Consider the following 24,155-nt stretch of genomic DNA (forward strand, 5'->3'; position numbering starts at 1 on the left):
AATGGCGAAAATTCTGGTCACAGGCGGGGCAGGCTATATTGGTTCACATACCTGTGTGGAATTGCTGAATGCCGGACATGATGTGATCGTACTGGATAATCTGTGCAATAGCTCAGCTGAATCCTTAAACCGTGTCCAGCAGTTAAGTCAAAAAAGCTTGACCTTTGTTGAAGGGGATATCCGGGATAGCCAGTTACTCGATCAGGTCTTTCAGCAAAATTCGATTGATGCAGTGATTCATTTTGCCGGGCTGAAAGCCGTTGGTGAGAGTCAGCAGATTCCTTTGGACTATTTTGACAACAATATTGCCGGTTCCATCAGTCTGGTGCAGGCGATGCAGCGCGCACAGGTGTTTAAACTGGTATTCAGCTCTTCGGCTACGGTCTATGGGGAAAACAATCCGTCACCCTTAAACGAAGACATGCCTACCGGAATGCCGACCAATAACTATGGTTATACCAAACTGATTGTTGAGCAGTTACTGGAAAAGTTATCTATCGCTGATGAACGCTGGTCGATTGCATTATTGCGTTATTTTAATCCGGTCGGTGCGCATAAAAGTGGCCAGATTGGGGAAGATCCACAAGGGATTCCCAATAATTTAATGCCTTATGTAACTCAGGTAGCTGTAGGCCGTCGTGAAAAACTGTCTATTTTTGGTCATGATTACGATACGGTCGATGGTACCGGAGTGCGGGACTATATTCATGTAGTGGATCTAGCCAATGCACATTTATGTGCCTTGAATAACCGTCTGGCCTCCCAAGGCTGCCGGGCCTGGAATATTGGTACTGGCAATGGCATTTCAGTCCTGCAAGTCAAGAATACCTTTGAGCAGGTGAATGGGGTTGCTATTCCATTTGAGTTTGTACCACGTCGTGAAGGCGATGTAGCGATCTGTTTTGCAGACAATAGACGTGCTGTGCAGGAACTTGGTTGGGCAGCTAAATATGGCTTGGAAGATATGCTCGCCGATAGCTGGAAATGGCAGAAGCAGAATCCCAAAGGATATGGATCATAGATATGAATTTTATTTATGGGGTTATTTGTCATCAACTTACCCATTCACTGGTTTTTCTGGTGAATGAGCTGCTGAAAAGTCCTCATAGTATTATTCTTATTCATGTCGATCAGAAAGCCGACCTTGCCCCATTTCATATTCAATTCGGACAGCTTGATCAGGTATATTTTTTAGCAGACCGGACAGATGTACGATGGGGCAGCTATAGCCAAATTGAAGTCATGTTAAAACTCCTGCAGGAAGCGCAAAAATATGATTATGGCTATTTTTTCTTCCTGTCTGGAGATGACATTCCTTTATGTTCCAATACCGCAAGAGAATTATTTCTAGAAAAAGAATATCAAAAACAGACCGAGTTTGTGGGTCATGATGATTTAGCAGATGATGTGGAACAACGGGTGAATGTCCTGTATTTACCGATTATGTATCAGAAAGCTAAATCACCATTATTTCAGTTCCTGAACAGATGGGCATTATGGTATTGCCGGCACTTCCGTAAACAGGATATTTCTCATTTACCTAAACTATATAAAGGTTCAAACTGGATTACCCTCACCGATCAGGCGGTGACATTTATTCTGGATTATCTGGAAGCGAATCCGGATTATGCAAAAACCTTTAAATCTTCACTCTGTGCAGATGAAATCTTTTTCCATACCATTATTTATAATTCCCATTTTCAGCAACGCATCTATCATGCCCAGCATAGGATAGAGGATTGTGAAACAGGGCTAAGATATATTGACTGGGATTCCGGGCCGGATTATCCAAGAACTTTAGATATGTCTGATTTTGATAAAATGAAGCAGTCAGGCATGCTGTTTGCGCGAAAAATGAATACAAATATCACAGTGGATATACTCGAAAAACATTTTCCATAAAAGCTTCAGGCCGAAAAAGTACCCTAAAAACTGGAATCTTTTCTCTGGTTTAAAGGGTACTGTTTTCAGGTTTTTTTGAGGACTTAAGTTTCGCCCTGGATCAGCTGGGTTAGCTCATCGACATAGTCCTGCATTGGGCGTGGATTATGATCACGGCGGCTTTCAATATTCAAACGCAATAATGGTTCAGTATTGGAGGCGCGCACATTAAAACGCCAGCTACCAAAATTCAGGCTAACGCCGTCGGTCTGGTCAATTTCTGGTTTTTGATCGGCATAATGATCGAAAAGTTTTTGGATGGTTGCCTGGGTATCGGCCACTTTAAAATTAATTTCACCTGAACATGGGAACTTGGCGATCATTTCTTCCACCAGAGAAGATAAGGATTTTCCTGTTTCAGACAGTACCGCCATAGCCAGTAACCATGGAATCATGCCGCTGTCACAGTAAGCAAAATCACGGAAATAGTGATGGGCACTCATTTCCCCGCCATAAGCCGCATTATGTTCACGCATGACATCTTTAATGAAGGCATGCCCCGATTTTGATTGGACGGTAATTCCCTGATACTGCTCCACCACATCCAGCGTATTCCAGACCAGACGCGGGTCATGGACAATTTTTTCACCAGACTGCTTCAGCAGGAATGCCTGCGCAAGAAGGCCAACAATATAATAACCTTCAATGAACTGACCTTTTTCATCGAACAGGAAGCAGCGGTCAAAGTCGCCATCCCAGGCAATGCCCATATCCGCACCATGCTGAATGACCGCATCACGGGTGCTATCACGGTTTTCAACCAGAATTGGATTCGGGATGCCATTCGGGAAGTTACCATCGGCCTCATTGTGAATTTTGACAAATTCAACCGGAATCTGTAGCTGTTGAAACTTCTGTTCAAGCGCATCCACCACATGACCTGCGGCACCATTACCGGCATTCATCACCAGTTTCATCGGGCGGATTTTTGCCGGATCGATATAGGTCATCAGGTGGTCGATAAATTCTGGCAGGATATTATATTTTTCCGTATGACCTTTTTGGCTAACTTCAAGGAATTGCCCTGATTCGGCCAAGGCCTGAATTTCTTTCAGACCGGTATCTGCACTGATCGGACGGGCATTTTCACGCACCAGTTTCATCCCATTATAGTCCATCGGATTATGGCTGGCAGTAACTTCAATACCACCCTGGACATCCAGGTGGAAAGCTGCGAAATAAACTTCTTCGGTCCCGGTCATGCCAAGATCCAGCACATTGACCCCGGCATCATTCAAGCCGCGAATAGTGGCCTGTTTTAGCTCTTCACTGCTGAGTCGTATATCACAACCAATGGCTACTGTTTTAGGTTGATAAATCTGTCCATAAGCCCGGCCAATTTTGTAGGCAATTTCTTCGTTGAGTTCTGTGCCCAGTTTGCCGCGAATGTCATAGGCTTTGAAGCAAGTCAGTTTTGTCATTTAGAGGCTCTCCATTTAGAAGAAAAAAAGCCGGTTTCCCAGCCTCGATTCAATTTTAATTATTCTACAGTAACCGATTTTGCCAGGTTACGGGGCTGATCCACATCCGTACCACGTAGCACTGCCACATGATAGGAGAGTAACTGCACCGGGATGCTATACACAATCGGTGCCAGTACTGCATTGACTGACGGAATATGGACTACGTGCTTGCGCTCTTTGGCTTTAATGCCACTGTGCTCATCAGCAAAAACAAACAGTTCACCACCACGTGCCTGAACTTCTTCCATATTGGATTTGAGCTTGTCCAGCATGTCATCCTGTGGTGCCAGAATCACCACCGGCATGTCATTGTCGACCAGTGCCAATGGTCCGTGTTTCAGTTCACCTGCAGCATAACCTTCCGCATGAATATATGAAATTTCTTTCAGCTTGAGTGCACCTTCCAGCGCGATCGGGAAGTGCGTACCACGACCCAGGAACAGACAGTGCTGCTTCTCAACAAAAAGTTCTGAAAGGCGTAAAATTTCATCATCATGACGCAAGGTATCCAGCATGACTTTAGGCATATGCCAAAGTCCTGTGGTAATTTCCGTCACTTTTTCTGTAGAAATAGTATTTTTTACAGAACCGATTTTCAGCACCAACAGCATCAAGGCGGCAAGCTGGGTGGTAAAGGCTTTGGTGGAAGCCACGCCAATTTCAGGACCAGCTAAAGTCAGCAGGCTGAAATCTGTTTCACGTACCATCGAAGAGGTTGCCACGTTACAGATCGTCATCGTGCTAATGTCCAGGCCTTTGGCCGTTGCACGTTTCTGCGTATCACGTAAGGCAGCCAAGGTATCGGCAGTTTCACCAGACTGGGAAATACATATATATAGCGTATTATTCACAATCACCGGAGTGCGATAACGGAACTCGCTGGCAATCTCGACCTGGCAAGGCAAATCAATCAGCTGTTCAAACCAGTATTTGGCGATCATACCGGCATGATAGCTGGTACCGCAGGCAATAATCTGGATTTGCTGGATTTTTGAGAAGTCATGTTCTGCATTGGTCAGGAAGTCTTCACGCAGTTCATGACCATTTAATGCTTGTGAAATGGTCTGCTGGATTGCTTCCGGCTGCTCATAAATTTCCTTGAGCATATAGTGCTTGTATTCACCTTTAGAAGCATTGCTGACGGCAGCATCCAGTTCCTTGACCGGACGATCGACCAGTTGACCATCGACAAAGACTTCAATCGTGGTACGGGTCAAACGGGCAATATCACCTTCTTCAAGATAAATAAAACGATTGGTAATTGGAAGTAATGCCAACTGATCGGAACTAATGAAGTTTTCACCAATACCGACACCAATCACCAGTGGCGAACCTTCACGCACGGTAATCAGTTCATCTGGATGATCCGTATGCACGATGCCCAGAGCATAAGCACCTTTCAGTTGCGGAACCACTTGGCGTACAGCCTCTAAGAGGCTCGGGGTAGATTTCAGCGCATCATTGATCAAATGGGCAACCACTTCAGTATCGGTCTGTGAGGTAAACACATAGCCCAAAGCTTCAAGATCATCCTTGAGCTCCTGATAGTTTTCGATAATTCCGTTATGCACCACTGCCACATTTTCAGAAATATGCGGATGGGCATTTTCTTCAGTCGGTTTACCATGGGTTGCCCAGCGTGTATGCGCAATGCCGAGTGAACCACTAATTTTTGATTCATTCACCGCCTGTTCAAGGTTGGAAACCTTGCCGACACGGCGTTCACGTAAGACCTGATGATTGTTGATAAGGGCCAAACCTGCTGAATCATAACCACGGTATTCCAGGCGTTTTAAGCCTTCAACCAAAATATTGGTAATACTACGTTCCGCAATGCCACCGACAATACCACACATATTTGTTCCCCTTATTTCTTGATTTTTTGCGGACGTGGATAGTTTTCTTTGACAAATTGCTTAGAGCGCTCTACTGCCAAACTGTTATCTTCCACATCACGGGTAATCGTCGAGCCTGCACCCACTGTGGCACCGTTGCCAATTCTCACAGGTGCAACCAATGAACTGTTCGAACCAATGAAGGCCTGATCACCAATAATCGTTTTAAATTTGTTTGCACCATCATAATTACAGGTAATAGTCCCTGCACCGATGTTTGAGCCACTGCCAACTTCTGCATCACCCAGGTAGCTAAAGTGGTTGGCTTTAGAGCCTAGACCAATCGTGGTATTTTTAACTTCAACAAAGTTACCGATATGCACTTCATTGGCCAGTTGTGCGCCCGGACGTAGTCGTGCAAAAGGTCCAATTTGGGTATCTTCCCCAACGATGGCGCTATCGAAAATGCTATATGGCTGAACCTTGGTGCCAGCTGCAATCTTGGTATTCTTGATAATACAGCCGGCGCCAATTTCAACGTTGTCGCCCAACTCGCAATCACCTTCGATAATCACATTGATATCAATGCGGACATCCTGGCCGACAGTTAAATTGCCACGCAGGTCAAAGCGGCTAGGATCAACCAGATGTACACCTTGCTGCATTAGCTGTTTGGCTTGATAAGACTGGAACTGACGCTCTAAAGCAGCGAGCTGTACACGGTCATTTACCCCTTCAACTTCAAAAGCCTGCTCAGGTTCTACCGATGCAACTTGCATACCATCTGCCAAAGCCATCGCGACAATATCAGTCAGGTAATATTCACCCTGCGCATTGTCATTGCTTAAATTTGGCAACCATTCATGTAATTTAGCATTGCTGACGGCATAAATACCGGTATTGATTTCCTTGATCTGACGCTGTTCTTCGGAAGCATCCTTGTGCTCCACAATGGCCTGGATTTCACCATTTTCACGGACAATACGACCATAACCACTGGCATCTGGCAGGGTAAGGGTTACCAGACCAATGCCGGTTGCTGTAGTGGCATCGAGTAATTTTTGCAAGGTCACAGGATTAATACAGGGTACATCACCGGAGAGGATCAGTGATACGCCATCTTGAGGCAGGACAGGCAGGGTCATTTGCACTGCATGACCGGTACCGAGCTGTTCAGCCTGTTCTACCCATTTAATAGCGTGTTGTGCAAATGCTGACTGAACCCGATCACCGCCGTGACCATAAATGGTAATAATATTATCTGCGTTTAATTTTTTTGCCGTTTCAATGACATGACCCAGTAAAGGACGTCCTGCAAGGGGTTGTAATACTTTCGGTAAGCTAGAGCGCATGCGCGTTCCTTTACCTGCAGCAAGAATAATAACAGTCGTTGACATGTTCTAATCCTAAATATGGCTTATGCCACGATGAAGTAAAAATAAAGCAAAATACAAAGAGCAGCCCAAAGACCGGCAATAATATCATCCAGCATAATGCCAAAGCCTCCGTCGACCTGTCGGTCAACCACCCGGATCGGCCAGGGTTTCCAGATATCAAATAATCTGAACAGGGCAAAACCGACCAGCAACCATAACCAGTTCATCTGACCTAAATAAATCAGTGGTAAGAAGGTAATAGATTGTCCGGCAAATTCATCCCAGACGATGCGGCCATCATCATGAACTCCCATAACCTTGGCAGTATGTCCGCAGATATATATGCCAATCAGGGACATGATGGCAATGGCAAAAACACTGTTTAAAAAACCAAGATGCAGCCAGATAGGGATAAATAAAAGTGCAAAGGCCGAACCGAAAGTACCTGGTGCTTTGGGAATGAGGCCAGAACCAAATCCTACCCCACTAAATACAATCAGTCGGTCGGTCCATGACATGGCTTTAAAATTGATCGCAGGTTTATGCAAAATGTTGATACCCATTAAATTGAAATAAATGGTCTGTGCCATCTTTTTCAAAAGTTAAGCCGTCTTGCTGCTGAATTGTGCCGATCATACTAATCGAAACATCAAGTTGTTTTTGCAATAATTTTTCGTAATTTTGCGGGCTTATTGTAAAACATAATTCATAATCGTCACCACCTGCCAGTGCATACTGCCATTTTTGTGCATCGTCTAATGCCTGCAAGGCAGGACTGATTGGCAGGTTTTCAAGTTGCAGCCTGGCACCGACTTGAGAAGCTTTGAGAATATGTCCAAGATCTTGAGCCAAACCATCCGAGACATCAATCATGCTATGGGCCAGTCCCTTTAGAGCAGCACCAAGCTGACAGCGTGGCGTTGGATAGTCCAGACGTTGCTGTAGCGGATGGCCAAGATGCTGTAGTGCAAAAGCCGCATCTCCAACGGTGCCGCTGACACAGACCAGATCACCCGGTTTGGCCCCTGAGCGTGGCACAGCCTGGCCAATATCAACCCAGCCTAATGCAGTGACAGACAGGGTTAAATGAGGACTTTGAGTGGTATCACCACCGATTAAACTCACCCCAAATTGATCGCAGCAATCATATAGGCCCTGACTAAAAGCTTTTAGCCAGTCATGATCAATCTGGGGTAGGCTCAATGCGAGTAAAATACTGTGTGGAGTTGCGCCCATCGCGGCAATATCAGATAAATTGACAGCCACGGCTTTCCAGCCAATCGCATGCGGATTGGTGTCTATTGGAAAATGGCGTCCAGCAACCAGAGTGTCGGCACAGATGACCAGTTGTTGCTGAGGCGGGGGGGTGAGCAAGGCTGAATCGTCACCGACGCCTAAATCGACAGAATTGGCATTCTTGCGATTGAAATAGGTGTCGATAATCGAAAATTCAGCCATCCAACATATCTACGCTATTAGTTAGACTGCTGTTTTTCTGCTGCACGCAAGGTTGTCGCTAAACGATCCAATACACCGTTGATGTATTTATGGCTGTCAGCACCGCCAAAATGTTTAGCCAGTTCGATTGCTTCATCCAGAACCACGCGATATGGAATCTCAAGATGTTCCTTGAGTTCATAAGCGCCTAGACGAAGGGTTGCAAGCTCAACACCATCCAGTGCTGAAAGTTCGCGATCAAGTACCGGAACCAAGAGCGCATCCAGCTCTTCATGATTGGCAACCACTTGAGTCAACAATTCATGATAATAGCTCAGATCCACTTTGTGCATGGCATTTTCCACACGCGTACGTGCTTCAATCTCATGCACCGGATTGTGGCTCATCTGCCATTCATAAATTCCTTGTACAGCAAAGCGACGTGCTTTACGTTTTGCTGCATAAGTTGCTTGAAGTGTTTGCGACATAGCGTTAAATAGCCTTTAACAAGTTAACCATTTCAATCGCAGTCAGGGCAGCTTCGCTACCTTTATTGCCTGCTTTTGTTCCAGAGCGTTCAATCGCTTGTTCAATACTATCCGTAGTGAGTACACCGTTAATGACAGGCAAGCCAGTGTCCAGGCCCACAACGCCCAAACCTTTGGCACATTCGCCTGCAACGAAATCGAAGTGAGGCGTGCTGCCACGAATCACGGCGCCAAGCGCAATGATGGCATCGAAACGATCTGAAGCTGCCAGTTTTTTCGCAACCACAGGAAGTTCCCAGGCACCAGGTGCATGAACAACAGTGATATTATCCTCTGATACACCATGACGTTTCAATGTATCAATAGCACCTTCTAACAGATGTTCAACCACAAAGCTGTTAAAACGACCAACTAAAATCGCATAACGGTCTTCGTTCGCGAGATGTAACATACCTTCAATACGGCGAACTGCCATAACAACCTCGATGATTTCTTAAGATGTTTGTTGTGCGGTGATGTATTCCACCACTTCTAAGTTAAAGCCTGACAGGGCATTGAAACGTAATGGAGAGCTCAGCAGCTTCATTTTTTCAACGCCTAGATCACGCAAAATTTGTGCACCCACACCAATGGTCTGATACTGCTGAGACAGTGCAGAATTTGATTTTACATTTTTTGGTGTTTTCAGGGTATCTAATGCCGGGCCCAAATCCTGTAAATGACGTTGGCCAATCCAGACCAAGACACCACGATCACTATTGGAAATTTCTTTCAGGGCACGATCCAGGTTCCAGGCTGGCTCGCCATCCTGTTTTTTCAGTTTGAGCAAGTCGCGGGTCGGGTTAAAACCATGTACACGCACTGTGGTCACGCCCTCTTTAGGCTCACCTTTGACCAAGGCCAGATGGATATCCGGATTACCCAGTTCACGATAGCGGTACAGGTCAAAGCTGCCGTATTCAGTATCAATACTTTGCTGATCAATACGCTCCACCGTTTGTTCATTGGTCATGCGGTAATGAATCAGATCGGCAATCGTGCCGATTTTCAGGCCATGCTTTTCAGCAAAGACTTCCAGATCCGGACGGCGCGCCATCGTGCCATCTTCATTAATGATTTCACAAATAACTGATGCTGGTTCCAGTCCTGCTAAACGGGAAAGGTCACAACCTGCCTCGGTGTGCCCGGCACGGTGCAAGACACCGCCTGGTTGCGCCATCAACGGGAAGATGTGTCCTGGCTGTACAATGTCTGCCGGTTTGGCATGGGCAGCCACTGCAGTTTGAATCGTGTGCGCACGTTCAGCCGGTGAAATACCGGTAGAAATACCTTTGGCTGCTTCAATCGACAGGGTGAAATTGGTTCCATGCTGCGCACCGTTTGCATCTACCATCAACGGCAGATTTAACTGCTGGCAGCGCTCTTTACTTAAAGTCAGGCAGACCAGACCGCGTGCATGGGTGATCATGAAGTTGATGTCTTCAGGACGTACGTGCGTGGCAGCAATGACCAGGTCACCTTCATTTTCACGATCTTCATCATCCATCAGGATGACCATTTTTCCTGCACGGATATCTGCTACAAGCTCTTCAACAGTATTGAGCGGCATCAACCTTCACCTTCTTTTTTGATCTTGATCAGACCGAATCATGACATTATTGGGTACATAGTCTAACGCTTTTTGCGCAATTTTGCCTATGCTTATTGTTTTCCCTCTAGTGGTCCATTGTTATACACAGTCTTAATAAACATGAAAAGCCAACTTTAAATGAAAGCCTGAACTTTATGCGGAATTTTTGAACAAACAAAAAGCATAAAAAATTAGAAACTTAGGTGAAGTTAATATAAGTGCAGACATTCGGCAGATGTTTTATCCAGGTTTTATCCTCACTGGTTCAGCCAATAGAATTTTGAAGCTGGACTGACAGGAGCAGGCAGGGAAATAGCAGAAAATTTTTATCCGATATTAAAAAATGAATATCAGGGAATCAAAAGCGAACCGAAGCTCGCTTTAAACTGACTTTATTTCTTAGAAGAAACCGGCAGGCTTGGTCGAATAGCTCACCAGCAGGTTTTTGGTTTGCTGATAGTGGTCCAGCATCATTTTGTGGTTCTCACGGCCAATACCGGATTTTTTATAGCCACCAAATGCCGCATGTGCAGGGTAGATGTGATAACAGTTGGTCCAGACCCGACCGGCCTGAATGGCACGACCGGCACGGTAAGAGGTATGCGCAGAACGCGACCAGACCCCGGCACCGAGTCCGTAAATCGTATCATTGGCGATCTTGATCGCATCATCGAAGTCTTTAAAGGTGGTCACAGCCAGGACAGGCCCGAAGATTTCTTCCTGGAAGGTCTTCATGTCATTGGTGCCTTTAAAGATGGTCGGTTCAATATAGAAACCTTGACCCACTTCCTGACGTGCTTCACCACCGGTGAGGATTTGTGCGCCTTCTTCACGGCCAGTGGCAATACAGCCCAGAATCTTGTCCTGCTGTTCTTGTGAGGCTTGCGCGCCAATCATGGTGTCAGTATCTAGTGGATGACCGGTTTTAATGCGTTGCACCCGTTCTACTGCACGCGCCAGAAATTCATCGGCAATGCTTTCCTGCACCAGGGCACGGGAAGGGCAGGTACAGATTTCACCCTGATTCAGGGCGAACATGGCAAAGCCTTCCAGCGCTTTATCCAGATAGTCATCTTCCTGATCCATGATGTCGGCAAAGAACAGATTCGGTGACTTACCACCAAGCTCGAGGGTCACCGGAATAATGTTTTCGGTGGCATATTGCATGATCAGCTGACCCACTGCGGTCGAGCCGGTAAAGGCAATCTTGGCAATACGGGGATTGGTCGCCAGTGGACGACCCACCTCAACCCCATAGCCATTGACGATATTCAACACGCCCGGTGGCAAAATGTCCTGAATCAGTTCAGCCAGCACCAGAATACTGACCGGAGTCTGTTCCGCAGGTTTCAGCACAATGCAGTTACCCGCAGCCAGGGCAGGTGCCAGTTTCCATGCAGCCATCAGAATCGGGAAATTCCACGGGATAATCTGACCCACGACGCCCAACGGCTCATGGAAATGATAGGCAATGGTATCTTCATCAATTTCGGAAATACCGCCTTCCTGCGCGCGGATACAGCCAGCAAAGTAACGGAAATGGTCAATGGCCAGAGGAATATCGGCAGCCAGTGTTTCGCGGACTGGCTTACCATTGTCCCAGGTTTCAGCCACGGCCAGCATTTCCAGATTTTGTTCCAGACGATCTGCAATTTTCAACAGAATATTGGACCGGGTGGTCGGAGATGACCGGTTCCATTGCTCTTTGGCTTTATGCGCTGCATCTAGCGCCAACTCAATGTCTTCTACAGAAGAACGCGGCACTTTGGTAAAGACCTTGCCATCTACCGGAGAGATGTTGTCAAAGTATTCACCTTTGACCGGAGCGACCCATTCGCCGCCAATGAAATTATCGTATTGTGCTTTAAATTGAATTTTTGAACCGTCAGTATTGGGATCTGCGTAACGCATAATCTATTCCTTTATATGATTGTTAGTGGTGCAGGCTGAGCGCATTTTGCTGATCAAAAAATATAGGCGCTTCTGCATTCAGCTCTACTATAAAGAGGGAACAAGACGGACGGTTGTTTGTTTACAGGCTTGCTACAAAAGACAATATTTGGAGACAAGCGTTAGAGAAATAAAAGCTATAAATTCTCAATTCTTAAATTTAAAAACAATGAGTTATGGAAGTTTAAAAACATCGAAAGATTGGCATATTTTCAATGTGTTTGCTTACATTCACACCATAGTGCGGGTTTTACCAGACAGCCAAAATGGAGAAACGAATGAAATTTTCATTTCTCCTCGCTGCTTTATTTAAAGTGTTTAAAGGCCTTGGTCATGCAGCCACTGAAACAGCTGCTGATAAACCTGCTCACGTACTGATTTCTCTGAAAGTACCAGATCATGTAAACCGTTCTGAATACTCAGAACCGTGACATCACCTTTGATTTTTTTGGCATATTTCTGAATGTCTTTAATGCCTAAAATCACATCACTGCTCTGTGCCGCTTTGCCCCATTTTTTAGGATTGAGCGTTTGGTGCGAATGCATGATCAGTACCGGAATATCAATCTGAACACCGCGATGAATTTCCTTTTGTGCCTCATGAACGGCACGAACAAAACTGATCCTTACTCTAGGGTAGCGGGTCTTTTTCCAGTCCAGATTGAAGTCCCATTCTCCTTTTAAGTCCTTGTGCAGACTGGCGGTATACCACTTGTTTAACTCACTTGGAAATTTAAGATTCGGGAAGATTTTAGCCAGCCTGCTTAGCTGAGGAAGACCCAGCGCGCGTTTGATCGGGTTCATGTTGAAGTCATAAAATGGACTATTGACCCAAAGCGCTTTGATTAAGGGGTGCTGCGGATGGTGCGCTGCATATAAGGTCGTAATCAGACCACCGGTAGAATGACCACAGAGCAGGGCAGCATCGTGGCCCTCTGCTGCTATAATGTCGAGCGCCTGGGTAATTTCTGCATCATATTCAGACAGATCATGCACGTTATAATATTTTTGATGGGGCAGAATCGAACGGCCGTATTTTCTCAAATCCAGCGCATAAAAATCAAAGCCTTGCTGATTAAAACGCTCTGCCATTTCAGTCTGAAAAAAATAGTCAATAAATCCGTGAATATATAAAACTGCTTTGGATGTAGGTTGTGCCGCTTTTTTACGGATCAGCGTGGCGACTACCTTGCCCTCATAATCGTCGGGAAAGTTCAAGGTCGCTTGCTCATAACCTGTCCCTAGGATATCGGGCTGATAAAGGGGCTGTAGTTCACTCATTGTTATACTCATCGTTTTCTTGAAATTATACTTTATCCTTGATGAGCTGCAGTTTTTTGTCAAACGGAACTTGCTGCTCACTTGAATTAATAATATCGATACCGGTTCATTTTAAAATCAGCCCCGAACCTATGCGGGAAAGTGAGTGTTATCAGATTATAAAATCCTGCTAAAAGTATTATCAATTTACTAAATGACCTAATAGCCTAGAATCAGACTAAGCTATATAAAATAAGCAAAGTGATGTGATTATTTTGGCAGGATTGCCGAAAATTGATTAGATGAGTTAAAGAATGCCCAGAGAAAATTTGAACAGTAAGCGTCCCTTATATATTCCTTATGCTGGAAATACTCTGTTAGAACTCCCTTTACTCAATAAAGGCTCTGCATTTTCTGAAGAAGAGCGCAGAAGTTTTAATTTACATGGCTTGATTCCTCATGTTACCGAAACGATTGAGGAACAAAGTCAGCGTTCTTATCAGCAATATAGTGCGTTTAACAGTGATATTAACAAGCATATTTATCTGCGGAATATCCAGGATACCAATGAGACCCTATTTTACCATCTGATTGAACACCATCTTAGCGAGATGATGCCGATTATTTATACTCCAACGGTAGGTGAGGCTTGTCAGCACTTTTCTGACATTTATCGCCGTCACCGCGGAATTTTTATTTCCTATCCGGACCGCGACCAGATCGACCAGATTATTCACAATATTAGTAAAAGAAATGTGAAAGTTATTGTTATTACGGACGGTGAGCGCATTCTGGGTCTTGGAGATCAGGGCATTGGCGGCATGGGGATTCCCATTGGCAAACTGGCGCTCTACACCGCATGTGGCGGGATCAGTCCGGCTTATACCTTGCCTATTACCCTCGATGTCGGCACCAATAATCAGCTACTGTTGAGTGACCCGATTTATATGGGCTGGCGCCAACCGCGGATCAGCGGCGATGAATATTATGCTTTTGTCAAGACCGTGATTCAGGCGATTCAACAGCGTTGGCCTGATGCCTTGATCCAGTTTGAAGACTTTGCCCAGAAAAATGCCATGCCTTTGCTGGAAAAATACCGTGATCGGATCTGCTGTTTTAATGATGATATCCAGGGCACCGCTGCGGTGTCGGTCGGTAGTCTGATTGCTGCTTCGCGTGCAGCAGGCAAGCTGCTTAAAGATCAGGTCGTTGCATTCCTGGGAGCAGGTTCGGCCGGTTGCGGGATTGCAGAACAGATCATTAAGCAAATGGTGGCTGAAGGCTTGAGTGATGCTGAAGCGCGTGCACGCATATTTATGGTCGACCGCTTTGGTCTGATTACTGAAAATCAGCCGAATTTACTGAACTTCCAGCGTAAACTGGCACAGCCGCTTGAAAATGTAGAAAACTGGGCAGATACCGAACGCATGATTTCTCTGCTGGATGTAGTCAAGCGCGCCAAACCGACGGTACTGATTGGGGTGTCAGGACAGCCCGGTTTATTCACTCAGGAAGTGATTGAAGCCATGGCTGAAAACAGTATGCAACCGATTATTTTCCCCCTGTCGAATCCGACCTCCCAGGTAGAAGCCGTGCCGGCAGATATTTTGCAATGGACCCAGGGCAGGGCTCTGATTGCGACGGGCAGCCCATTTGCTCCCGTGAATTATCAGGGCCAGATCCATCATATTTCCCAGTGTAATAATTCTTATATTTTTCCGGGTATAGGTTTGGGAGTGATTGCTTCGGGTGCCAAGCGTGTGACAGATAATATGTTGATAGCTTCCAGTAATGCTTTGGCTGATTGTTCACCAAAACTGCAAGATCCTCAGGCAGATTTACTGCCAAGTCTGGATAGTTTGCAGACTATTTCAAAGCAGATTGCATTAAAAGTAGCGCTTGCTGCGATTGAAGACGGGGTCGCACCGAAAGTCAGTGTGGAAAGCTTACAGCAGGCAATTGAGCGTAATTTCTGGACGCCAAAATACCGTGATTATAAGCGAAGCACCTTTTAATGAGATCGAATAAATTTTGCTGTGCTAGCCTGAGTTTATTTGATGTCCTCGCAAGAATAGGATTGTTTGATTAATCAGGAAATAATCACGCATTACTATTTTAAATAGCATTTAAAGCCTCTTCTTGTTTCCGTAAGAAGGGGCTTCCTTGAAAATTTTTTAATGTTTGAAAAATACTGTATGAAATATGAAAGAGTTCGAATATAAAAATAGCCCTCAAAAGATCAGGGCCTTTTACAGCTGAAGCAGGAAAAGTAGACTGCAACTTCAGACTCCCAGCTTAAAAAGATAAAGACAATTTTATTAGAGCTTTAAGGGTTCGGGTGTAAATGAGAGAAGAGAAGTATTAACGGACAACTTTGTTTTTAGTTATAATTTTTCCAAATATGAATCAAGTATAGAATAAGGCTACTTCCATTGAATTTATTTAAAAAAAATATTTTTGAAAATATTAAAAAACTGGACCAGAAAAAACAAAAAAAAATAGCTGTGGCTCAGGAACTAGGCAAGATGTTTATTCACTCCCCAAGCAAATTTATCTTAGATAGTATGGCTTTGTTCACGCAGTCTAAATCCTTTGAAGCCAATTCTGTCTTGGGAAACTCCAGATTAAACCAACTCGGCTTACACCGTTTTCGAGTGCAGTTTGCTGCACAAATGGCAGCCCAACGTAGATCAAAGTTAGCGAAGTTCATTCATCCCGCAGACGTTGAAAATTTTCAAAAAAACGGGTTTATATTCAGAGAAAACTTTTTAGCTGCAGAAGAGTTTTCGCAATTAAAACAGGAATTGCTGACCACCCCTCTGGAAACACGGGAAACCTTACAGGGGGATACGGTAACACGCCGTATGGCATTGGATGGCAAAACCTTGAAGCACATGCCGGTAACCCGACAATTCCTGCATTCAGTGAAATGGAGAAACCTGCTGAACTATGTGGCCAGCTTTAAAGTTCAACCCATCTCTTATCTGCAAGTCATCTTTTCGCATGTCAGAAAAGCCAAAGCGGATCCGCAAACGAATTTACATAGTGATACTTTTCACCCTAGTGCAAAAGCCTGGCTATTTCTAGAAGATGTCGCTGCAGATGAAGGTCCGTTTGTGTATGTACCTGGCTCGCATCTGTTAAATCCTGCACGATTGAACTGGGAACAGCAGAAATCTGAAGCAATCACTGCAAAAACTGATGTGATGACCCGCCGAGGCTCTTTTCGAGTCTCTGAAAGTGAAATACTGGAATTAGGCTATGCAAAACCGCAAGCTTTTGCTGTAAAAGCCAATACCTTGGTGATTGCGGATACCTATGGTTTTCATGCCAGAGCAAAGAGTCTCAAACCTTCAGTCAGGATTGAGCTATGGGCCTATGCACGTCGAAATCCATTTGTACCCTGGTTGGGGGGTGATCCACTTTCCTTGCCCTTTCTGAAGTCAAATCTAGTGCCTTTATATTGGGCAGGTCTGGACTTTATGGAAAAGAAATTCCAGCGCAATAATCCCTGGAAGAAAGTGGGTAATAAGCGTGCCACTGATCCTGCCGTTCTCACCAGTAAATAAGTAGGGTCGGGTTTCAGTTAGAGAATGCATATGGGAGGGTACTAAGCACTCCTGATTGCTCTGGGAATAAAGCCGATCTGTTATTCAATCTGGCCTTCTACAACTTAAGTATGGTGAGAGATATTTTCAGGAGTTTAACTTTCTTCTGCCTATTGATCGCTGTATGATAGTGAAAATTTTACATAAAAAATTTACAAGTAATAATAATGGAATCACAGTCACAGATGCCCTTAAAAAAACTCCCGCGACTTAAAGCTCGAGGTGGTTTACAAGTGATGTATGCATCTATACGTGCATTATTGCTTCGGGAGTTACAAACCCGCTTTGGTCAATACCGTTTGGGATATTTATGGGTCTTTCTCGAGCCTCTGCTGACCATCGGGATTATGGTGGTGCTGTTTGGTACGCTCATGCAGAGGACCTTGCCGGGTATGGATTATCCGGTTTTTTTGATTAACGGCATTATTCCATTCTTTATGTTCAGGACAGGGGTTACCCTGGCGATCAGTGCCACCGAATCCAACCGGGGATTATTCAGCTACCGTCCGGTCAAACCGATCGATGCCTTACTGGCACGAAATGTTCTTGAATTTTTGCTTAAATTTACTGCTTATGTTGCATTTACCACGGCGTTTGTGTGGTTTGGTTACAGTATCAGTTTTGAACATATTCCTGAGCTTTTGGGCTACTGGGTGCTGTTATTTCTATTCATGACGGCATGTAGCCTGATTTTTATCGTGATTGGTGATTTTTCCAGGGAACTGAACAAGTTTCTTTCGGTGTTCTTTTTAATTCTTTATTTCCTGTCCGGGATTTTATATTCCATCCATATTGTTCCAGTCGAATATCGTGAATATTTACTCTATAACCCGTTGATTCATATCTTCGAATTAATGCGCCATGCGGTTGCGCCGACTTATAGTTTAGTGCCCGGAATCAGTTTGAGTTACTTTGTCATATGGATCATTGTCTCCTTATTCATCGGATTATTACTATATAAACGCTTTGAACGCCATATGGTGAAATCAAAATGATTGAATTGAAAAATCTAACAAAATCATACGCCACACCCAAAGGACGGCATTATGTGTTTAAAGATTTAAATGCGGTTTTACCGGAAAATAAAAGCGTGGCCCTGTTGGGGAAAAACGGTGCGGGCAAGAGTACCTTGCTGCGTGTGATTGGCGGAATTGACTACGCAGATTCGGGCAAGGTAATCACCAATAAAACCATTTCCTGGCCGGTGGCATTGTCCGGGGGGTTTCAGGGCAGCCTGACTGCCCGGCAAAATGTACGCTTTGTGGCCAGACTTTATGTGAGTAATCATGATGAAGTTGAACATGTAGTCAAATTCGTTGAAGAGTTTGCCGAAATTGGTAAATACTTCGATATGCCGATGAAAAGCTATTCGAGCGGCATGCGCGGCCGGATCGGTTTTGGTTTAAGCATGGCGTTTAATTTTGATTATTATCTGCTGGATGAAGCCGGTGCAGTGGGGGATGCTTCTTTTCGCAAGAAAAGTCAGGCTTTGCTGGATGAACTCAAAGAAAATTCAAATATTATTATGGTCTCTCATGACTTGAAAGATTTAACCCGTAATTGTGATGTCGCCTTTCTGGTGCGAGATGGCCAGGCGGAATATTTTGATAATGTGCAAGATGCAGTAGAGGTCTATAAAGCGTATGCAAGCTAAAATAAATAAGCGACTCTGGGTTGCCTATACCTGCTGTGTCCTGATCCCGGTGGTGATCATTGTCATTTATCTGTTCGCCTTTGCCAAAGACCGCTACCAGTCTTCTTCCATCGTCCTGGTAAAGCAGGTCGCCGATACCCCGGTGGCAGATGCATCAGGAATCGGTGCTTTGCTGGGTATGCCCAATACCAGCCGTGAAGATTCACAGATTCTCAAAGAGTACATCACTTCGCGTGACATGATTGAGAAGCTGGATCAGACCCTGAATTTGCGTGAAGAATTTTCATCCGTTCATGACCCGATCTTTGCCTTGCCCAAGGATGCACCGATTGAAGATCTGGTGAAATACTTTAATAAGATGATCAAGGTTGAACTGGATGAAAAAACCATGATGCTGCATGTGCATGACCAGGGTTTTTCACCAGAATTTTCACTGAAACTGAATCAGGAACTGCTAAAGCAGAGTGATGCTTTCATTAATGAAATCTCGCAAGCCATCGCGGAAGAACAGCAGGTCTTTGCCCAGCAACAGTATAGCGATGCCGCTACACAGCTAGATCAGGCACGTCGGGCTGTCCTTCAATATCAAAATGAGAATGAAATTTTCGATCCTGAATTACAGGCCAAAGCGGTAGCGACACTGATTGCAGGTCTGCAGAGTAGCCTGGCGCAACTGAAAACCGAAGAGCGCACCTTGCTGAGCTATCTGACCCCGGAAGCCGCCCAGGTGATCGCTTTGCGTAGCCAGATTGCCGCCTTGCAACAGCAGATCAATACCGAAAATGCCAAATTGACTTCACCGAATAATTTAAAGCTGAATAAAAATGTTGCCGATTTTGAGGCACTCAAAGCACAAGTCGAATTTGCAGCGGATCTTTATAAAATTTCCTTGGTTTCTTTGGAAAAAGCGCGTTTGGAAGCCTCACGTAAATTGAAGAAGCTGATCGTGATTTCCACCCCGCGTTTGGCGCAGGAAGCTTTATATCCACGCAAAGTGTATATCAGCCTGACCTCATTTCTGTTATTGAATATCATTTTTGGTATTGGTTTGCTGATCCATTCCATTATCCGTGAGCACAGGGAATAAATTATGAAAAAAATTGCTTTATTATCAGTTTTATCATTGGCATGTGCGGCACAAACCTATGCATTGGATTCCAGCCTGCTGCCTGCTGAAATCTCTCAGGATTTTAATAGTCTAAATCTGGCGCCAGCCAGTACCAATAATAATACGCTGCTGAATAGTCAATCGATCGTTGAGCTTTCTCCCGGTAGCTCGATGAAATACCCGACAGTAAACCGGATGTTTGGTTCGCAGCTCTTTAAGGGGGCCTTTGCCTCTACGGCAGGCTCGACGTTTAATAGCAGTTATCAGATTAATCCAGGCGACAATATCAATTTGCGTCTATGGGGTGCCTATCAGTTTAATGGCACACAAACCGTCGATCCCCAAGGCAATATTTTTATTCCCAATGTAGGCCCGGTCAGGGTTGCCGGTGTTCGAAACGGTAATCTGCAATCGGTAGTCGAAGCACAGGTACGGCGTATTTATGTCTCGAATGTGGGCGTATATGCTGCGTTGGAACAAGCCCAGCCAGTCAAAGTCATGGTTACCGGCTTTGTCAATCAGCCCGGGAATTATGGTGGGGTTTCCAATGATAGCGTGATTGCTTACCTGGACCGTGCTGGCGGGGTAGATCCGGAACGTGGCAGTTATATCAATATCAAGGTACTGCGCAATGGCCGGACCGTGCAGCAGGTCGACTTGTATGATTTCCTGTTACAAGGCCAGATTCAGCCTTTTTCCTTTCGTGATGGCGATGTGATTGTGGTAGGACAGCGGACCCATACCTTCAATGTTTCGGGCGAAGTCTATAACCAGAATGATTTTGAGTTTAATTCTCCAGCCATCACGCTCGCTCAGGCCCTGACTTTTGCCAAACTCAAACCGGGCGCGACCAATGTCAGCATTCAGCGTCGGCAGGGTACAGAATACCGCAGTGAATATTATTCGCTGAGTCAGGCACCGAATATCACGGTTGAAGATGGTGATGTGGTTACCGTAACAGCTGACCGCTATGCAGGCACTATTCAGGTACGGATTGACGGTGCACATAATGGTGCCCATGCCATTGTATTGCCCTATGGTGCCAGACTCGGAGATGTGCTGGTACAACTGCAGCCTAATGCTTTGGCTGAAGTCGAGTCCTTACAGCTTTACCGTGCCTCTGTGGCCACACGACAAAAAGAGATGCTGAATGTTGCCCTGGACAAGCTGGAGGAAACCACCTTCAATGCCCGCTCCAGTACCCAGGAAGAAGCCACCTTACGCTTGCGTGATGCAGAACTGGTCAAGCAGTTCATCGTCAAAGCACGTCAAGTGCAGCCTAAAGGACAGGTGGTTCTCAATCCGGATTCTTTTCAGAATGTGATCCTGGAACAGGGCGATATCCTCTATATTCCGGAAAAAACCTCGGTCATCATGGTACATGGCGAAGTTGCTTTCCCGAACGGGATTGAATACAGTAACGGACTGAATGCCAGGGATTATATCGAGCAGGTGGGCGGTTTTAGCCAGAAATCGAATAAATCCAAAGTGATTGTGATCCGGCAGAATGGTAGAGCAGAGCTGGTCAGTAAAACTGCAAAAATCCAGCAGGGCGACGAGATTCTAGTGCTGCCGAAAGCCCAGACCAAAGGTATCGAGATGACGCGTGGGATCACCCAGGTGATCTATCAGATTGCAGTGGCTGCCAAAGTCGCGTTGGATCTTTAATGATTAGCCTGCCTCTAAAACTGGAGACAGGCTGAGCAATTCAAATATTAAACATAATAATTTTAAAGTGTATAAAAATGTCAAACTGGTCAGTAGTCGTAACAGTAAAAGCAGATCCAGAATTAATAGATATGTTTATTCAGCATTATCTTAAGCTGGGTGCATCTGAAATTTTTATCTATCTGGATGATCCTGCTGATCGGTATATCCAGGATCTCTATTCGGATAATAGTCAGATAGATATACAGATATGTGATGAGGCTTTCTGGAGTATCGATTATAAATTTAAAAATCTGGACTTCGTGGGTAGGCCGGATGGAGTAGAAGACAGACAAAGTCATAATGTAATACATGCCCTGACCAAAACCAAGGTGAAATGGTTAGCATGTGTAGATATTGATGAATTTATCTATTCTGAAAGAAAGATTAGCAGAATTCTGGATAGCATCCCTGATAATATTTTTTCACTACGGATTAAGCCTTTTGAAGCGATCTATCTCAATCATGCACCTCTAACCTATCAAGACGTATTCGCAACTCCATATTTTAAGCATCATACCAAACGTAGTGATGTATTTTTCTGGAATGAAGTTTATCCTGAGGGTCTGATACATAAGGCAGGATTGTTTGGTCACGTATCAGGTAAATGCTTTTTCCGGGCAGATGAGCCACTCAAATGGCCTGGCTTACATAATTTTAATCCCATCGATATTACATTGAAAACAAATTATATTGTCGAGGATTTTAAGCTATTACATTTTGAGGCATTGACCGTTCATTTTTTTATACAAAAGACCTTGAATCGTATAAATAAGAATTTTAATGTCAAATATCTGGACGGACCGTCAGTCAGAAGACTGGAAAATCTCAAAGACCGCTATAATAAAGATGGAGAAAAGGGCCTGTCAGATGCATATAAATTAATGCATGTGATTGATAGTGAGAATTTAAAAAAAGGCTGTGATTTGTATCTAATCGATAGGATCGATATGCATACAGCGGGAAATTTTGATAAAAGAATATTGATCACGACCCATCATACAGCGCTTGTCTATAATGATTTAACAGAACAATGTGAACTTGCTACACTTTCTGAAGAGTTAGAGCCTCATCTCAGTTTTGTGCAGGTGGCTTATGATTTTGATCAGAAAGTCTGCTATTTGTTTGTAGAGAAATTTAATAACGTTATATATTTATATACCGACAAGAGAGGACGCTTAGTCGCTTATCCTTTTAAGAAGGCAATGTTTTTTAAACTGGAACTGCATGACATCATTAATTATCAAATAAGTATAGCCTATGAGAATGGTCAGTATTTTACTGCGACCCCGAAGGGTGAGTTCAAGTTGGGTGCAAAAGAGGTTAAAGCATGGGAGATCTTTAATATAAGGTTAATTTAAAGTTATTTTTAAAACATATAATAAAAATAAATGTATCTAAAAAATAAAAATTATTAAATCAGAGAATTTATATATTAAATCTAATTTTGGTTTTTTAAGTAATATAATATTTTCTCTGATTTAACTTTCATACAGGAAAATGTAATGAAATTAAATGAAATGCATAGACTTTTGCAGCTAAATTTACTAAAAGAACAATTTATAGAAAAAGTAGAAATATATAGGAATGAAGTAGTTTATGTTAATATTAAAAAAGATGATATTTACTTTGCCTTGGATGTTAATGAAAAAAAAGAAATTTTCCTAGTATTCAGAAATGATAATAGCTGGGAAAATATCTGCCAGCATTTCAACTGCAAAATAAATCATAAAACAAAAATTTTTTCTAATAATCAGTTGCTGGTTGATTTTTTAGCTTTAAGTGATAAAGATAATATTGTAGAAATAATCAGACAAATTATTAATCAGTTATTAGAGCATAGCAGTAATGAAGTTTATTTGCTTAAAAGCATAAATAGTAAATTAATAAATATTAATCAAGTTACTTCAAATAAGTATTTGAATGATATTTATCTAGATATGGCAAATAGCTTAAAGGATAAATATTTAACATTACGTGATACCTTAGTCATGGTCAAAGAACAGGAGCTGAGTATTGCCAGATTTGGTGATGGTGAAATTCGTTGCATGGTGACCACCAACGGATGCGGTTTTCAAAAACATGACTGGAAATTGATGCAGGAACTCAGAGAAATCAGTCGTGAGAATACTGGCTTACTGGTCTGTTATCCTAGTTTGCTCATTGAAGATAAATTCTGGCAAAATTTTTGGCCGATATACTGGCCAAAGTGCAAGTTTTATCTGCAGCAGAATCGTATTGGTGATGCCATGATTACCAGACCTGAGGCTTTTTATTTTTATGGTCAAGAAATGGTTACCTTGTGGAAATCAATCTGGAATGACAAAAAAATCTGTTTTATATCGGGTGAAAATTCCAGATTTACTGCGAATCACCCAATTTTTTCTAATATTGAAAATGCAGAATATATTCTTTCAAAAAATAAGAATGCCTATCAGGATATAGATCAACTGCTCGCAAAATGTCTTGGAAAAAAACATATTGATATATTTTTGATAGCACTTGGCCCGACTGGAACCGTACTGTCTGCAAGATTACATCGTCAGGGGAGAAGAGCTTTAGATATTGGTCATTTAAATAATAGTTTTGATACTGTATTTTTAAATAAAGTTACACCGGAAGGAATTCCATATTGATATAAATTTTATTTAATCTCTTTCATCAGTTTTTAGTTTTAAATAAAGTGATAATTTTAAAC

At 43.7% G+C, this 24,155-nt stretch carries 20 protein-coding genes; 10 read left to right on the plus strand and 10 right to left on the minus strand.

Annotated elements, in window-relative coordinates:
• The first annotated feature begins 1 nt into the window (after nucleotide 1).
• Both galE and AY607_RS02675 read left to right on the plus strand, forming a co-directional pair.
• The gene (galE, locus tag AY607_RS02670) at nucleotides 2-1,021 is read left to right on the plus strand and encodes a UDP-glucose 4-epimerase GalE (protein ID WP_064101688.1); all 1,020 of its coding nucleotides are present in this window, start codon (nucleotides 2-4) and stop codon (nucleotides 1,019-1,021) included.
• Between the two features lie 2 nt (nucleotides 1,022-1,023).
• A complete protein-coding gene (locus AY607_RS02675) occupies nucleotides 1,024-1,902 on the plus strand; it encodes a beta-1,6-N-acetylglucosaminyltransferase (protein ID WP_064101689.1) in 879 nt (292 codons plus the stop codon).
• An 83-nt stretch (nucleotides 1,903-1,985) separates the two neighbouring features.
• Here the strand turns inward: AY607_RS02675 and AY607_RS02680 are convergent, their stop codons facing one another.
• From AY607_RS02680 to AY607_RS02725, 10 genes are all read right to left on the minus strand, one after another.
• Complete coding sequence (locus AY607_RS02680) at nucleotides 1,986-3,362, minus strand: phosphomannomutase/phosphoglucomutase (protein ID WP_064101690.1); 1,377 nt, start codon at nucleotides 3,360-3,362, stop codon at nucleotides 1,986-1,988.
• Nucleotides 3,363-3,421: 59 nt separating this feature from the next.
• Nucleotides 3,422-5,260, minus strand: coding sequence for a glutamine--fructose-6-phosphate transaminase (isomerizing) (gene glmS / locus AY607_RS02685; RefSeq protein WP_064101691.1), 1,839 nt, complete (start codon nucleotides 5,258-5,260; stop codon nucleotides 3,422-3,424).
• 11 nt (nucleotides 5,261-5,271) lie between these two features.
• Nucleotides 5,272-6,636: a bifunctional UDP-N-acetylglucosamine diphosphorylase/glucosamine-1-phosphate N-acetyltransferase GlmU gene (glmU, locus tag AY607_RS02690; RefSeq protein ID WP_064101692.1), complete on the minus strand. Its 1,365-nt coding sequence runs from the start codon at nucleotides 6,634-6,636 to the stop codon at nucleotides 5,272-5,274.
• A gap of 20 nt (nucleotides 6,637-6,656) precedes the next feature.
• Complete coding sequence (locus AY607_RS02695) at nucleotides 6,657-7,178, minus strand: phosphatidylglycerophosphatase A (RefSeq protein ID WP_064101737.1); 522 nt, start codon at nucleotides 7,176-7,178, stop codon at nucleotides 6,657-6,659.
• On the minus strand, nucleotides 7,156-8,073 hold the full coding sequence (gene thiL / locus AY607_RS02700; RefSeq protein WP_064096914.1) for a thiamine-phosphate kinase: 918 nt from the start codon (nucleotides 8,071-8,073) through the stop codon (nucleotides 7,156-7,158). The genes AY607_RS02695 and thiL overlap by 23 nt, the downstream gene beginning before the upstream one ends.
• Before the next feature lie 17 nt (nucleotides 8,074-8,090).
• Nucleotides 8,091-8,540, minus strand: a complete 450-nt coding sequence (gene nusB / locus AY607_RS02705; RefSeq protein WP_005173752.1) for a transcription antitermination factor NusB — start codon at nucleotides 8,538-8,540, stop codon at nucleotides 8,091-8,093.
• A gap of 4 nt (nucleotides 8,541-8,544) precedes the next feature.
• Entirely contained in the window at nucleotides 8,545-9,015 is a 471-nt protein-coding gene (gene ribE / locus AY607_RS02710; protein WP_004280926.1) for a 6,7-dimethyl-8-ribityllumazine synthase, read from the minus strand.
• A gap of 18 nt (nucleotides 9,016-9,033) precedes the next feature.
• On the minus strand, nucleotides 9,034-10,149 hold the full coding sequence (gene ribBA, locus AY607_RS02715; protein ID WP_005173756.1) for a bifunctional 3,4-dihydroxy-2-butanone-4-phosphate synthase/GTP cyclohydrolase II: 1,116 nt from the start codon (nucleotides 10,147-10,149) through the stop codon (nucleotides 9,034-9,036).
• 420 nt (nucleotides 10,150-10,569) lie between these two features.
• Nucleotides 10,570-12,081: an aldehyde dehydrogenase family protein gene (locus tag AY607_RS02720; RefSeq protein ID WP_064101693.1), complete on the minus strand. Its 1,512-nt coding sequence runs from the start codon at nucleotides 12,079-12,081 to the stop codon at nucleotides 10,570-10,572.
• Between the two features lie 357 nt (nucleotides 12,082-12,438).
• Nucleotides 12,439-13,401, minus strand: coding sequence for an alpha/beta hydrolase (locus AY607_RS02725; protein WP_064101694.1), 963 nt, complete (start codon nucleotides 13,399-13,401; stop codon nucleotides 12,439-12,441).
• Between the two features lie 293 nt (nucleotides 13,402-13,694).
• Between AY607_RS02725 and AY607_RS02730 the strand changes: the two genes are divergently transcribed.
• The 8 genes from AY607_RS02730 to AY607_RS02765 all read left to right on the plus strand — a co-directional run bounded on the left by AY607_RS02730 (nucleotide 13,695) and on the right by AY607_RS02765 (nucleotide 24,093).
• Nucleotides 13,695-15,395, plus strand: coding sequence for an NAD-dependent malic enzyme (locus AY607_RS02730; RefSeq protein ID WP_064101695.1), 1,701 nt, complete (start codon nucleotides 13,695-13,697; stop codon nucleotides 15,393-15,395).
• A gap of 510 nt (nucleotides 15,396-15,905) precedes the next feature.
• Entirely contained in the window at nucleotides 15,906-16,949 is a 1,044-nt protein-coding gene (locus AY607_RS02735) for a phytanoyl-CoA dioxygenase family protein (RefSeq protein ID WP_064101738.1), read from the plus strand.
• 206 nt (nucleotides 16,950-17,155) lie between these two features.
• Nucleotides 17,156-17,983: an ABC transporter permease gene (locus tag AY607_RS02740; protein ID WP_064101696.1), complete on the plus strand. Its 828-nt coding sequence runs from the start codon at nucleotides 17,156-17,158 to the stop codon at nucleotides 17,981-17,983.
• Nucleotides 17,980-18,642, plus strand: a complete 663-nt coding sequence (locus tag AY607_RS02745; RefSeq protein ID WP_064101697.1) for an ABC transporter ATP-binding protein — start codon at nucleotides 17,980-17,982, stop codon at nucleotides 18,640-18,642. The genes AY607_RS02740 and AY607_RS02745 overlap by 4 nt, the downstream gene beginning before the upstream one ends.
• Nucleotides 18,632-19,729: a capsule biosynthesis protein gene (locus AY607_RS02750; protein WP_064101698.1), complete on the plus strand. Its 1,098-nt coding sequence runs from the start codon at nucleotides 18,632-18,634 to the stop codon at nucleotides 19,727-19,729. The genes AY607_RS02745 and AY607_RS02750 overlap by 11 nt, the downstream gene beginning before the upstream one ends.
• Nucleotides 19,730-19,732: 3 nt before the next feature.
• Nucleotides 19,733-21,418 carry a polysaccharide biosynthesis/export family protein gene (locus AY607_RS02755; RefSeq protein WP_064101699.1) on the plus strand — a complete coding sequence of 562 codons (1,686 nt, stop codon included), beginning with the start codon at nucleotides 19,733-19,735 and terminating at the stop codon, nucleotides 21,416-21,418.
• A 77-nt stretch (nucleotides 21,419-21,495) separates the two neighbouring features.
• Nucleotides 21,496-22,818, plus strand: a complete 1,323-nt coding sequence (locus tag AY607_RS02760; protein ID WP_064101700.1) for a glycosyltransferase family 2 protein — start codon at nucleotides 21,496-21,498, stop codon at nucleotides 22,816-22,818.
• A 144-nt stretch (nucleotides 22,819-22,962) separates the two neighbouring features.
• A complete protein-coding gene (locus tag AY607_RS02765; RefSeq protein WP_064096923.1) occupies nucleotides 22,963-24,093 on the plus strand; it encodes a GT-D fold domain-containing glycosyltransferase in 1,131 nt (376 codons plus the stop codon).
• The last annotated feature ends 62 nt before the right edge of the window (nucleotides 24,094-24,155 follow it).

This window comes from Acinetobacter sp. SFA, assembly GCF_001647535.1.
Lineage (GTDB): Bacteria > Pseudomonadota > Gammaproteobacteria > Pseudomonadales > Moraxellaceae > Acinetobacter > Acinetobacter pecorum.